The organism is Leptospira sanjuanensis, from assembly GCF_022267375.1.
GTDB lineage: Bacteria > Spirochaetota > Leptospiria > Leptospirales > Leptospiraceae > Leptospira > Leptospira sanjuanensis.
The window spans coordinates 1,475,615-1,489,202 of sequence record NZ_JAIZBH010000001.1 but is presented as its reverse complement, the minus strand read 5'-3'; the positions used below and the strand labels follow the sequence as shown (position 1 = coordinate 1,489,202).

The following is a 13,588-nucleotide window of genomic DNA, read 5'->3' as shown; positions in this document are numbered from 1 at the left end:
TATCATGCCGAAATCCAAAACGAAGACGGAACCGTTTCAAATCGCGAATCTTCTTCCCGAACATAGGGAAAGCGCGATCGAACTCGTAAATCAATTCTTTCGTCTCGTCAACTCTATGAAACTCGACGGAGTTTTCAAGATCCGCCCCCGGGCCGGAACGAAGATGATCGACGTATATTTAAAATTGAGAGGCACGGGCAAGGTTTTGTTGCTCGGAGGTTTTTTAGGCTCCGAACTCGTATCGCTTCTGATCGCGAGAACGGAAGACAAACCGTATTTGGATGAGGATAAAACCCTTTTTATCGATCTCGCGGTCACGAAACGAGGAAAACAAAAATCGGGTTATATGAAACCGCTCGTTCTCGCCTGCGAATCCTGGGCCAAGGATCAGAATTTCAAAAGCGTGGAACTTAGGGCCATCGCGGAAAACGAAAACGCGGTTTCCTTTTGGAAAGCCATGGGCTACGACCCCTTTTATGTTCGCTTTCGCAAATTAGTTTAGAAATTTAGAATATTCTACTTCCCTACTTTTCCTTCAATCCTTAGCGACCAATTTTCCCGCCAAAAAAGCGAACGGAAGATACGCCCCCGCTATATCTAATACGATGAACCATATAGGCGAAGGAATCATAAATACGCTTGCGATTCCCCCCGCTAAAAAAAGAATTCCGATGCTCAGTGCAAAAAGCAGTTTGCGATTCGCTGCGGCGATGCCGGCAACGGCCGCTCCGGCGAACGTTCCCAATGCGTGCGCTAAAAACGGCATGAGAAAATGTTTCGGCTCGAACAGATGAATCGACGCTTTCAAACCTTCCGTCGTTGTGACGTCGGCACCGGTTGGAGGTGGAATGATCGAACCGCTGACGGTGATGATTCCCATGTTGACGACGCTCCCGACGATCGCTCCAGCGACAAACGCGAGAATATTCTTAAGAATTGGATTCATATCGATTCGTCCTAATGTTTTTTTAAGACGACACTGAAAAGATTCCGGACCGGGAAGCAAGTGAAAAAAAACGGAAAAATTAGAACATTCTTCCCTTGGAACTTCGAACGGTCGGCAAAGGAAAGCGCGACGTTTACCCGCGAATCACGTCGACTTCTACTTTGAGTTTGTGTTTTCCGCCTCCGAATAAAATTCCCTTCAAAGGAGAAACGTCCGCAAAGTCACGGCCGACGGATGTGAATATATACTCTTCGCTTAACATTTTTCCGTTCGTCGGATCGTAGTCCACCCAACCGATTCCCGGAGAATAAACCGAGAACCAGGCGTGCGAAGCGTCGCTTCCCTGCAATTTCTTTTGTCCGGGAGGAGGAAAGGTTTCGATATAACCCGAAACGTATCTGCAAGGAATTCCGATGCTTCGTAAAGCGGCGATCGATAAATGCGTGAAGTCCTGACAAACTCCCTTCTTGATTTTTAAAACCTGAGCGGGCGGAGTGTGGATCGTGGTAGCGCCCGACTTAAACTCGAACGTTTTATAAAACTTGAATGTATAATCCATCACCGCCTGTAAAAGCGGCTTATCGGAATCCATCATACCTCGGGCAAACTCGGCGAACATCGGATGTTTGCTGATAAACGAAGAATCCGCAACGTATTCCAATGCCTCCAAATCCTCCCTGAAATGGGAAGACTTCAGCAGAACCGGGATTTCGGAAACCTTGGGAGAATGAGTCAAATCCCCGTAATCGACGGGATGCGTCGTAACGCGACTTTCGGACACGATTTCCAAGGAAGTATGAGAGTCCTCGACGGAAAACGTATATACCAGATTCCCGAAGTAGTCCTTTCGATAACCCGATACGGAAGGTCCGGGTTGAACTCTCAACTTGAGATCGCTGCAATCCTGATGTCGATTGGTCACCGGACACATATGCGCTAGATTATGACAGTGCGAAACCTCTTCCTGATAGCTGTATCGCGTAACGTGTTTTACGGTATATTCAGCCATTGTAATCTCCGAGTTGGATCTGTTCTTCCACGTATCGGAAATATCTGGCTCCGATCGATTCGGACAAGGAGGCGATCTGATAGTTGATGTCGTTGAGCCAACGTATTATGCTTAAGGAAGGATTCACGTATTCGAAAAGCCGTTTTGCGTCTTCCTGAATAAAACGGTTTCTCACCTCGGATACGATTCGTTCTTCCGCGGTCGCCTCTTCCTTTTCGGAGTGAGGAAGATAGGAAACATATTCCCCGATTTTACGGAGTTGATATGCGAGCGATCTAGGGTTCGTTTCGTCGAACAGAAGAATGTCCAGAACGGACTCGGCTTCGATCCTGTATCTGTATCTTCTACGATAGGTGATCTTGATGTCGTTGATGTTCAAGAGAGCCTCGAACATACTTTTGTTGTAGAGCGTGGAAAGATTCAGAACGGAAGTCACGAGACGAATCGTATACGAAGCACGCTCGATCCGTTTTCCCATGTTCATAAAATACCAGCCGGTTTCGCGCGACATGCTCTCGATTCCCAAACCGGAAAGCGAAGCGAGTCTCGTTATAAGAAGAATCAAATATTCTAATATTTCATCGTACGAGACCGCCTTTTCCGCGCCTTCGGTTTCGATCATGGAAAGAATATAGCGCATATCCTCCGAAAGCCGGTCTCTTACGGATTTGGATGACCTGACGAACGAATTCAGATCGGACTGAATTCCTCCCGTCACTTGCGGAGAAAATACCTGTGCGAACATCTGTTCTTTGGCGCCTTGCAACGGATCGTCCAGATTAAGCTGCAAAAATCCCGGATACGTCGCGGTTACGTGCGTCACCGTTTGCAGCAAAAGCTGAACGTGATCCTTTTCGTAGGATTCTTCCATGTGAATCATCTTCAAGATGACTTCGCGTAACAATCGCGCTTGGTTTTCCGAACGTTCCGCATAACGTCCCATCCAGAACATATTGTCCGCGACCCGACTCGGAATACTCGCACCCGAACGTTTGATCTGCATTCTTTCGGTTTTGCCGGGAAGAAGCGTAACGTCCTTTTTTTCCTCCGAGGCTAAAACCCAAAGATCTTTGGATACGGCGCCGGTTTGATTGGTCACGATCAAATCTTCGACATTCTCCGTAACACGGACGAGACCGCCCGGCATCGTCATATAACCGTTTTCGGAAAGTGTCGTAAACGCGCGAAACACCGAGCGACCTTGAATCAGTTTATCTCCCGAGAGAACCGGACAAGTTGAACTGCTCACGATTTCCTGTGCCACATAACGTTCCGGATGCAACAAAGCTTTCTTACGCATCTCTTCGATTTCCGGTTTCGGAAGGGAAGAAAGAAAAACTCCCGGTTCGAGAGGATCGCGCATCGCACGTTTGAATACGAATCGTTCCGGACGGTCAAAAACTTCTTTCATGGATTCGGGATTCCCCATCCACAAAGTCCGCACGTTCGGTAAAATCAGATCTTCGGAAAGATAATATTTGCAGAGAGAGGATAAGAACGGATGGATCGCCCGGTTTTCCAAAAAGCCCGACCCGATCGGATTCGCGACGCGGACGTTTCCCTCCCGAATCACATTCAAAATTCCTGGTACACCCAAAAGAGAATCGCCTTTGAGTTCGAGCGGGTCCATATACGAATCGACGACGCGACGAAAGATCACGTCCACCTGCTGAAGACCTTCGACGGTTTTGATAAAGACGAAATTGTTTCGAACGGTTAAGTCCTCCGCCTGCGCAAGAGTAAAACCCAAATAACCAGCGAGATACGCGTGTTCGAAGTAGGTTTCGTTTCCCGCACCCGGCGTCAAAAGAACGATGACCGGTTCGCGTTCCTGCGTCTTGGATTGGGATTGAAGCGCCTTCCGTAAAGAACGGAAATACAACGCAACGCGATGCACTTGCGAATCCCTGTAAATCGAAGGAAAAATTCTCGAAAGAACGATTCGATTCTCCAGAGAATAACCCGAACCGCTCGGAGCTTGGATGCGATCTCCGATCACCACAAAACTTCCGTTCTCTTGTCGCGCAAGATCGGAAGCCATAAAACAAAGTTCGTTCGTTGTAGAATGGCCGAAGCCGTTGCATTGTCTTAAAAAATCGGGGGAGCTGAAAAGAATTTCCGGAGGAATTTTTTTATCGTATAAAAGTTTTCTCGGACCGTATACGTCCTTGAACAACGCGTCGAGGAGTTCCGCTCTTTGAACGAGTCCCCGTTCGACTTCTTCCCATTCCTTGCTTTCCATCAAAACGGGGAACAGGTCCAAGGACCAAAGCCTTTCCACGGCTCCGGGTTCCTCGTATACGTTGTATGTCACACCGTTTTCCTGAAGAATTCTCAGGGAATCCCTTTTTCTCCGATTGAGATCCTCTTCGCTTAACGATTCGAGGGAATTGATCAGGAATTCGTATTTGGATCTGAGCTTTCCCTCCTCGTCATAGAGTTCGTCGTAAACGGACGGAATCGGGTTGTATCCTTCCCGCAAGTTCAATCTGGCGTTGGATGGGTTGACCATAAAATTCTGAACCATGATTCAATGTCCGTACATTTTGGCGATTCTTTACGGAGACTTTTTTTTCCAACCTGGCCCCGGAGCAAGACGCAAATCCAAGGTATAGGGAGAATGCGGATGTTGAAGACTTTTCGGAGCTTCCGTGGGACCGGCCGTATGTCCCTGATCGATAAACCGATTGATCCTTCTGCTTTCGGCTTCGAAAGAATTCACCGGGAACGTATCATACGCTCTTCCGCCGGGATGAGAAACGTAATACCTGCAACCTCCGATCGATCTTCCGCTCCATGAATCCCAAAGATCGAACACGAGAGGGTTTGTGATCGGAAGATTCGGATGCAACGTGAAAACGGGAGACCAGGCCTTGTAACGAACTCCCGCGACCGCTTCCCCGTTTTTTCCTGTGGACCGAAGCGGAACCTCGTAACCGTTGCAGGAAAGAACGTATCTTCCCGAAGTCCAACCCTCTACCTTTACTTGGATTCTTTCCAGCGCGGAATCGACGGCTCTCGACGTTCCGAAAGAATTCGCCTCCTCTCCGAGAACGTCCCAAGGCTCCAAGGCCATCCTGAGTTCCAAACGGATTCGATCCTTTTGAACGTGACCATATTCAGGAAATCTAAATTCAAAAAATGGAATAAAGTCCTCTTCGTAAAACGGATAACCGTGAGCCTTCAGGTCTTTCAGAACGTCCTTAAAATCCTCCCAAACGTAAAACGGAAGAAGGTATTTGTCGTGCAGTTCCGTTCCTCTTCGAATCGGAGGAAGTCGATAAGGCTCCTCCCAAAAACGCGCCAACAAAGACAATACGAACATCTGCTGCACTACGCTCATCTTGTAATGAGGAGGCATCTCGAAGGCTCTAAACTCGACAAGACCCAAACGCCCCGTCGATCCCGCGGGAGAATACAGTTTATCGATCGAAATCTCCGCTCTGTGAGTATTCCCCGTGATGTCCACGAGCAGGTTACGAAACAAACGATCGACGAGCCAAGGAGGAACACTTTCGAGATGATCGACTTGTCTGCATGCGATCTCGAATTCATACAACGTGTCCTCTCTTCCTTCGTCCATACGAGGAGATTGGGAAGTAGTTCCGATAAAAAGACCGGAAAACAGATACGATAAGGAAGGATGATGCTGCCAATACGTCGCGAAACTTCGGAGGAGATCGGGTCGTTTTAAAAAAGGACTTTCATCGGCGACAAGAGCGCCTAACGTGATGTGATTTCCTCCGCCCGTTCCGGACGCCCTACCGTCGATCTGAAACTTTTCCGTGCTGAGTTTGGTTTCGATCGCCTTCTCGTAAAGAATTCTCGTTTTGTTTTCGAGCTCCGCAAAAGAAGTCGAAGGATGAAGATTCACTTCGATCACTCCGGGATCGGGAGTGATCTTGAATTGTCCGATTCGTTCGTCCATCGCCGGTTCGTAACCTTCGATGCGAACTTGAAATCCGGAAGCAAGCACCGCTTGTTCTAAACTCGCGATCAGATCCACCCAAACGTCCGTGGAAGGAACGGGCGGAAGAAAGACGTGCAGAATCTCGTCACGAACCTCCACGACGATCGTGGATTGAACCGGAAGATCCTTTTCGGAAAACGTTTTTCCGGGAGAATCCACTCTCTTTTGAACGGCCTCATCCAACGATTTGCGAGAAGGAAGCGGGCCCTTCTTTTCGATCGAAGTAAAATACGGAACTTCCCGAAAACGGTCCGCGACCGCCGAAAACGGAATTCGAAGACCCGCGGGAGAATCCCCCGGAATCAAAAACAACTTTTCACGGCGAAAATGCCAAACCGAACTTTCCCATTCCTTCTTTACATAATTATAAAATACCGGAATACCGAACGCGGCTTCCTTCTGAAAACCCTTGTCCAGAAGTTTCAAAAGCCTTTGTCTTTCCAGCGTATCGAACGCGGTGGAAAGTTTTTTCTCCATCTCGAACGGAAGATTTCCCTCTTTCCAAAGATAATAAAGATTGTCCTCGTACATCGGAACGATATACGAAAGATCGATTCCCAGAGTTCTGCAGATCGCACAGGCCAATGTTTCCGAAGCTTTATGAGGATCGAAATTCTCGTCTTTGGGTTTCGAACCGGAAGAATCCGGACCGTCCGCCAACAAAGAAAAATCTTTCCAAAGATCCTGTCCGTCCTTTCGCCAAAAACAACCGATGCTCCAGCGAGGCAGGGGTTCCCCCGGGTACCATTTTCCTTGGGAGAATTGCAGGAAGGAACCGGAAGTAAACTCGTCCTTAAGCTTGTATATTAGATTTTTTGAAAGTTCGAACTTGTTTTCCCCTAGCGCTTCGTGATTCCACTCCGGACTCTGACGATCCAGATCGGCAATGAAGGTCGGCTCCCCTCCGATCGAAACGGAAAGGCCCAAGTCCTTGATCTTGTGATCGAGCGCTTTTCCCCTTCGCAGAATATCGTTCCAACGCTCGGTCGAATACGGAAGCGTAACGCGCGGACTTTCCTGAATCCGTTCGACCTCCATTTTGAATTCGAACTCCGTATCGGCCGGGTCCGCATAACCGAAGATAGGCGCCGCGCTCATCGGCTCGGGTGTTGCGGCTAACGGTATGTGTCCTTCCCCCGTCAAAAGACCGGAAGTCGGATCCATTCCCACCCAACCCGCACCGGGAAGAAAAACCTCAGCCCATGCGTGCAGATCCGTAAAATCCTTTTCGGGACCTTTCGGACCCTCCAAAGGTGTTTGATCCGCTTTCAATTGAATGAGATAACCGGAAACAAAGCGGGCCGCTAAACCGAAATGACGCAAAATCTGAACGAGCAGATACGAAGAATCCCTGCAAGATCCCGTTCTTTTGGAAAGTGATTCCTCGCAGGTCTGCACTCCCGGTTCCATACGAATCACGTAACCGATGTCGTTCGAAAGCTTTTGATTGAGAGACACGATAAAATCGATGATGCGCTGAGGCTTTGTAAAACCGTCCGCCTTCAAGCTCTTAAGATAAGAATTCAATAAGGTTCCGTTTTCGGAAGGAACGCCATAGGGAGCCAATTCGTATTTTAGAATTTCCTCATATTCAAACGGAAAATTTTCCGCATAGGATTCCACGAAAAAGTCGAACGGATTGATGACCTTCATATCAGCTACAAGATCTACGAGAACGCTCAGACGATCCGTTTTTTCCGGAAAAACCAAACGAGCCTGAAAGTTTCCGAAAGGGTCCTGTTGCCAATTGAGAAATTGATTGTTCGGTTCCACCTTCAGGGAATACGAAACGATATTCGTTTTACAATGAGGAGCCGGACGAAGACGAATAACGTGGGGAGAAAGCGAAACGTTTCGATCGTAACGATAAACGGTTTCGTGAGTGAGAGCGACTCGAATGGACATAAAAAAATTTTCCGCCTAAAAGCTGTTTCGTATTCGGAAATCCGAATTCTAAAATCGAAAATAACGTTCGTCGATCCGATCGTGAATCCCGTTGATCTGAAGCTGAAGTTTGTCCAGATATTCGTGCATTCCCGAACTGAAAATTTCGTCCACGGATGTATAACTGAGTTCCGACAACAAAACCCCCACTCGTTTTTCCGCCTCGCAGGAATATTCGTCCGGATCGGTTCCGCTGAGCAATTTCAAACTTTCGAATATTTTACGAAGAGAAAAACGAACCGCCCTCGGAAATTGTCTATCGAGAATCAAAAACTCGGCTATGTTCTTCGGAGTGATTTTTTGGTAGATCCGGTTGAACATCTCGTGCGCGCTCGTGGATTTCAAAAGGGACAACCATTGGATCAAATCCAGATTCGAACCCACGTCGTGCGAAGGAAGAAGGATGAAATATTTCATGTCGAGAATTCTCGCGGTTTTATCCGCTCTTTCCAGATAACGTCCGAGCTGCGCGAAATACCAAACCTCGTCCCGAGAAATCGTCGCCTCTTGACATCCGTAAAACAGAAGACATTGATTTCGGATCGATTTAAAGAACTCGCTCAGAGCGCTCAGATCCGTATCGGTGAAATGTCGTTTTGCTTTGAAGTTTAGATAGAATTCGTTGATGACTTCCCACATCGGAGTGGAGATATTCTCGCGGATGGTGCGCGCGTTTTCCCGGCAGCGGATCAGACAATTCAGAATCGAATTCGGATTCTCCGTATCGAACGTCATAAAGTGAATCACGTTCTCTTTCGATGCGTCCGAAAATTTTTTCTGAAACAATTCGTTATCTCCGGTCGTATAAACGAGAGGCATCCATTGGCGGTTTACGTCCTCGTTTAAATCCAGGGATAATTGAAAATTTACGTCGATGAACCGGGAATAATTCTCCGCCCTCTCCATATACCGATTCATCCAGTACACGGACTCAGCCACTCTGCTCAGCATAGCAACCTCTTTCGTTCTAATGTGTGTTTTTATGTTTTAGCCTTCGCCCATCACCCAAGTGTCTTTCGAACCGCCGCCTTGGGAAGAATTCACGACAAGAGATCCTTTTCTTAACGCGACGCGCGTCAAACCGCCCGGCATCACATAGATGTCCTCTCCGTAAAGTATGAACGGTCTTAAATCCACGTGCCTTCCTTCGAGTTTATCTTCGATCAGAGTGGGAACTCTGGATAAACTCAGGACCGGTTGTGCGATATAGTTTCTCGGGCTTTTATCGATGAGTTCGCAGAATTCCTTTTGTTCCTTTTTGCTCGAACGAGAACCGATGAGCATTCCGTAACCGCCCGCTCCGTTGGCCGCCTTCACGACGAGATTCGCGATATTCTCCTTCACGTATTCGCGATCCTTATCGTTCGAACAAAGATAAGTGGGAACATTCGGAATGATCGCTTCCTCTCCGAGATAGTATTTGATCATAGCGGGAACGAACGTATAAAGAACCTTATCGTCCGCGACACCCGCACCGGGAGCGTTCACAAGAGCGACGTTTCCTTTTTTGTACGCCTCGAAAATTCCGGGAACGCCTAACAGCGATTCTTTGTTAAAGACGAGAGGATCGAGGAACGCGTCGTCGATCCGTCTATAGATCACGTCGACGACCTTGAGACCTCTTGTGGTTCTCATATAAACCTTGTCGTCCTTGACGACGAGATCGCTTCCTTCGACAAGAGGAACTCCCATCTTTTGCGCAAGGAATGAATGTTCGTAATAAGCCGAGTTGTAGATTCCGGGAGTTAAAACCGCGATGGAAGGATTGGATTTGCCGCTCATGTATTCGAGCATTCCCCGTAAACGAATCGGATAGTCGTACGTGGGACGCACGTTCAAACTCGCGAAGAGTTCCGGAAACGTTTTTTTCATCACTTCACGATTTTCTAATACATAGGAAACGCCCGAAGGACAACGCAGATTGTCCTCCAAAACGTGAACCGTTCCGTCCCCGTTGCGGACCAGGTCCGTTCCCGAAATATGAATCCAAGTTCCTTGCGGAGGATGGATTCCTTTACATTCCTTTAAATAACCTGCGGAAGAATAAACGTATTCCGCCGGAACGACTCCGTCCTTGATGATTTTTTCATCGTGATAAATATCGTGGATAAAAAGATTGAGTGCGCGGGTTCTTTGTTTCAAACCTTCTTCCAGTTTTTTCCATTCGTGAGAAGTGATGATACGAGGAATGATGTCAAAGGGCATGATCCTCTCTTCTTCCTCTTCGTCCCCGTACACGTTGAACGTAATCCCAAGAGAAAGAAGGGCCTTTTCCGCGCTCGATTTCCTGCGTACGAGCTCGCGATCATCCATCGTTTCGATTCTGGATTTCAAAAAATCATAACTCTGCCGAATTCCGCCCTCCGGCGAAAACATCTCATCATAGAAAGATTCCGTCTCGTAATTGGTTAGAAGCATATCCACACCTCAATTAGAATTTCCTAAAATAAGCACAACTTGCAAGCAGTTTTTAAAATTACTGTTTATTTTTTAGATAACTTAAGTATACATGCCAATATTTTATACATATTGATCTTTGGATGAAAAATTTCTTTAGAAAATTAGCGGGTTTTGATGAGAATTTGGTCTTTTTGAGGAGAATGCGCGAGGGAATTGGTTGGAGCAATATGGATTCTTTGGCCAAAGTGCGACGGTTATTTGGACCGACAAATCGCTTTTCGGAAGAATCTAGTTGATTCCGGATTTTTAAATGAATCGGAGGTCGCGTTTTCCGCTCGCGAATTCAAACCAAGTGGAAGAATCCATCCTCGTAAATCGATAGGAAACGAATTCGCAATTTTCAAAACGCGTGACTGAAATCGACGAACATCTGCGTATCTTCGCGCGACTTGGCAAAGTCGATCAGAATTACGGTCGCTTGGTTCCAGATGATTCGAAGACCGCCACCCCAGGAATGCTTGTAACCCTGAAGATTGATTTTTTTTTCGGAATCCCAAACGCGACCCACGTCATAAAAGGGCACAAGACTTAAGGTAAAAAGTTCATTACCGATTTTGAATGTAGCAAATCTCCATCGAACTTCCATACTTCCGAAACCGACCATAGGAGCGACGAAACGATCCTGACGATACCCCCGCATCGTTTGCAATCCTCCGATCCCAGTCATCGGTCCGTCCAAGCTCCACATATACCGCACTTCGGAAAAAGGAGCGCCTTTGGAAGTATATCCGAGCGCACCTCGGGTCGCGAAAACCAATTCTTCGAAGACGCTCGGAAGGATTTTGTAAAAGTATTTGGTCTGAAAGAAGACCTTGTTGTAATCGAAATTGGAACCGGTGTGTTTGGATACGTTTGCCACATTCAATTCTACTAATACACCTCGGTCGGGATCGGGTTCGAAGTCCCTCGTATCGTACGCGATCCCGGCGCGCAGATATACGATTTCTCCACCGTTATATCCTCGGATTTTTCCGGCTTTATAATCTTCCGTGAGCTTGGATTCTCCGTTGGGAACGGATGTTTCCCAAATGCTTCCCGCCAAATACGGATCTTTCGATGGATTCCAAACCCCGTCCGAATGCCCGATGATGTTTTTAGAAATCTCGTTCGCTACAACCCATTTGAACGCTTTCCAAAAGGTATAATCGATACTGTTGAAGAGAGTCGTAGAGTTGAACAGATATTGATTGTATCCTTGATCGCTTACGGTCGGAGTGATTTCGGATGCGGTTCTGGATGGGCGAATGTAGGATTGAGACGCTTCATAAGCGTCGAAACTCGCGTTGCCTACTTGGCCTAATCCGGGAAGATTACGCGGCCTGTACGATAAGGCTCCGAGCGAGGATTCTCCGATTCCGAAATATTGGGAATTCGGATTATAATCCAATCCCAAACTGCTTTTAAACCGAAATGCGGTATTAAAAAGATACGGAGAATCGAACTGGATGAAATGATTTTTTACGCCTTCGTTGGTCTGGAACAACTGAAGAGTGACCTTGCTCCGATACGGTTCATATTCGTAATATGGATCGGATTTATTGCCGTTGAAAAAAAGGCTCGCTCGAATTCCCCCGCCTTGTCCGCGCACAGGATCGGAGCTCAACAAAGGAATCGCCGTTACATACCAACCTTCCCTCTTTTCGGCCAATTCTCCCGGATCCAGCCTCTTACTCTCATCCAAAGGAATTCTTACCTGAGGAAGGTTCTGAATCCCCTCCGCTGCAATCGGAAATATATTTCCAAACAAAAGAACGAAAAGCCCGATCATCGTCCGAATTCGAAGGCGATAAAAAAACATAATCCGAGGGCTTCCTTAGGCCAATTGGTCAAATTGATTGAATTTGCATAGACTTATTCTTTGCCGTTCAAACGAAGCCATCCAAGATGAATTCATTTCCTAAATCCGTTCGGTCCACGAACCCCGGATTCGGATCTTCGATTCACGAAAAAATCGTTCGGATGATTAGAACGTTTTTAGGAAAACGCCTAAACCGAACTCGGTATATTCATATTTTATAATAAATTCTCCCGATGCTCGATCGAGGAAAGAATTCTCGGTAAAACCGAATGAGCTTTTTCTTCTCTTCGCATCACGCAATCTATAATCCGCGAGATGAGAAATCGCGATTCGTGCTATTCTCATCGATCATTCCGATCTTTACGTAATAAAATCGAGGTCGATTGGAGATAATTATGATAAGAACGGTAAAAACGATCGTGTTGATTCTCTTTTTGATTTGGTGCGTCAATTGCGTGAACGGAGATAAAACCAAATTTCCATTTCTCGCGTATTTGAATCTGGGAAGAGAAACGAATTCGTTTGCGGTTTCGCAGATTACTCCGGGTTCGGGTGTGAATGGTATTCCCTTGAATAGCTCCGTTCAGGTGACCTTCAACGCTCCGCTCGACGGTTCAACGGTTCTTTCTTCCACGTTCTTTATAAAACAAGGAAACGTTTCGATTCCTGCAACGATCACGACAAACGATACTACGGCGGTTCTCATGCCGAATTCTTCCCTTGCCGCTACAACGACGTATACGGTTACCGTTTCCCAAGGAATTCAATCCGCGGCGGGGATTTCTCTCAAAGAGGATTTGATCTGGAATTTTACCACCGCTGCAACCGTGGACGTTGTGGCGCCCGCCGTTTCGTTAACGACTCCATCGGTGGGGGCTAACCTGATTCCGAGTAATTCTTCCGTTCAAATTGCATTCACGGAATCCATCAATTGTACAACGATCGATAACGTCGTACTTACTCTCAAAAATAACGCTACCAATGCTGACGAACCGGGCACGGTGAACTGCTTAGGTTCAACTGCTACGTTTACCCCTACGCTTGCACTTGCGTTCAATACTACTTATAGGGTCGATTTAGCCGGAACGGTAAAGGATTTATGACCCCAAGTGTCGGCGGGATAGGAGGGACTCTCGACACTTCGAACGCAGCGCAATCCCTGATCGGCGGACTCGGCTTTGGACTTGGTAGCCTCGCAACCAATCCTACCTGCCAAATTTCCGCCGGAGACGTAAACGGAGACGGATATATGGATCTCTTTATTGGTAATGGACAAGGGACAGGGACCCATATCTTTCACACTACTGGTGCAGGATTGGGGACAAATAATCCGGCTTTCGCCTCCACAATCATCAACGCCGTTCCTGGAGGAGGAATCGGAAGCACCGTCTTCTAACTGCCGCAGAGGAGTTCCCACAAGGCAGAGAATACTTGCAAAGAATTCATCCTGCGTTTTTTCCA

Annotated in this window: 9 protein-coding genes and 1 pseudogene; 3 read left to right on the top strand and 7 right to left on the bottom strand. The window is 47.2% G+C overall.

The features are described from left to right. Positions 1–4 precede the first annotated feature (4 nt). Positions 5–502: a GNAT family N-acetyltransferase gene (locus LFX17_RS06635; protein ID WP_238729543.1), complete on the top strand. Its 498-nt coding sequence runs from the start codon at positions 5–7 to the stop codon at positions 500–502. A 33-nt stretch (positions 503–535) separates the two neighbouring features. On the opposite strand, the gene LFX17_RS06630 is transcribed toward LFX17_RS06635, so the two are convergent. The 7 genes from LFX17_RS06630 to omp85 all read right to left on the bottom strand — a co-directional run bounded on the left by LFX17_RS06630 (position 536) and on the right by omp85 (position 12,097). Next, the gene (locus LFX17_RS06630; protein ID WP_238745766.1) at positions 536–946 is read right to left on the bottom strand and encodes a hypothetical protein; all 411 of its coding nucleotides are present in this window, start codon (positions 944–946) and stop codon (positions 536–538) included. A 133-nt stretch (positions 947–1,079) separates the two neighbouring features. Then, positions 1,080–1,955, bottom strand: coding sequence for a transglutaminase family protein (locus tag LFX17_RS06625; protein ID WP_238729541.1), 876 nt, complete (start codon positions 1,953–1,955; stop codon positions 1,080–1,082). Then, positions 1,948–4,482 (bottom strand): circularly permuted type 2 ATP-grasp protein, encoded by a 2,535-nt coding sequence (locus tag LFX17_RS06620; RefSeq protein ID WP_238729540.1) that lies wholly within the window; start codon positions 4,480–4,482, stop codon positions 1,948–1,950. Before LFX17_RS06620 ends, LFX17_RS06625 begins: the two co-directional genes overlap by 8 nt. Positions 4,483–4,512: 30 nt before the next feature. Continuing rightward, a complete protein-coding gene (locus LFX17_RS06615; protein WP_238729539.1) occupies positions 4,513–7,830 on the bottom strand; it encodes a transglutaminase family protein in 3,318 nt (1,105 codons plus the stop codon). A gap of 48 nt (positions 7,831–7,878) precedes the next feature. Next, complete coding sequence (locus LFX17_RS06610) at positions 7,879–8,820, bottom strand: alpha-E domain-containing protein (protein ID WP_238729538.1); 942 nt, start codon at positions 8,818–8,820, stop codon at positions 7,879–7,881. Between the two features lie 36 nt (positions 8,821–8,856). Then, positions 8,857–10,287, bottom strand: coding sequence for a circularly permuted type 2 ATP-grasp protein (locus LFX17_RS06605; protein WP_238729537.1), 1,431 nt, complete (start codon positions 10,285–10,287; stop codon positions 8,857–8,859). A gap of 382 nt (positions 10,288–10,669) precedes the next feature. Beyond that, positions 10,670–12,097: an Omp85 family outer membrane protein gene (omp85, locus tag LFX17_RS06600; RefSeq protein ID WP_406600699.1), complete on the bottom strand. Its 1,428-nt coding sequence runs from the start codon at positions 12,095–12,097 to the stop codon at positions 10,670–10,672. A 425-nt stretch (positions 12,098–12,522) separates the two neighbouring features. Between omp85 and LFX17_RS06595 the strand changes: the two are divergent. Both LFX17_RS06595 and LFX17_RS06590 read left to right on the top strand, forming a co-directional pair. Further along, positions 12,523–13,227, top strand: a pseudogene (locus tag LFX17_RS06595) (Ig-like domain-containing protein); the annotation flags it as partial. After that, complete coding sequence (locus LFX17_RS06590; protein ID WP_238745760.1) at positions 13,227–13,523, top strand: FG-GAP repeat protein; 297 nt, start codon at positions 13,227–13,229, stop codon at positions 13,521–13,523. The pseudogene LFX17_RS06595 and the gene LFX17_RS06590, both read left to right, overlap by 1 nt. The last annotated feature ends 65 nt before the right edge of the window (positions 13,524–13,588 follow it).

Bases quoted from the DNA above. Each gene is read 5' to 3' on its own strand.
- LFX17_RS06610 (WP_238729538.1), bottom strand. From the start codon at position 8,820: ATGCTGAGCAGAGTGGCTGAGTCCGTGTACTGGATGAATCGGTATATG.
- LFX17_RS06620 (WP_238729540.1), bottom strand. From the start codon at position 4,482: ATGGTTCAGAATTTTATGGTCAACCCATCCAACGCCAGATTGAACTTG.
- LFX17_RS06635 (WP_238729543.1), top strand. From the start codon at position 5: ATGCCGAAATCCAAAACGAAGACGGAACCGTTTCAAATCGCGAATCTT.
- omp85 (WP_406600699.1), bottom strand. From the start codon at position 12,097: ATGATCGGGCTTTTCGTTCTTTTGTTTGGAAATATATTTCCGATTGCA.
- LFX17_RS06630 (WP_238745766.1), bottom strand. From the start codon at position 946: ATGAATCCAATTCTTAAGAATATTCTCGCGTTTGTCGCTGGAGCGATC.
- LFX17_RS06625 (WP_238729541.1), bottom strand. From the start codon at position 1,955: ATGGCTGAATATACCGTAAAACACGTTACGCGATACAGCTATCAGGAA.
- LFX17_RS06590 (WP_238745760.1), top strand. From the start codon at position 13,227: ATGACCCCAAGTGTCGGCGGGATAGGAGGGACTCTCGACACTTCGAAC.
- LFX17_RS06605 (WP_238729537.1), bottom strand. From the start codon at position 10,287: ATGCTTCTAACCAATTACGAGACGGAATCTTTCTATGATGAGATGTTT.
- LFX17_RS06615 (WP_238729539.1), bottom strand. From the start codon at position 7,830: ATGTCCATTCGAGTCGCTCTCACTCACGAAACCGTTTATCGTTACGAT.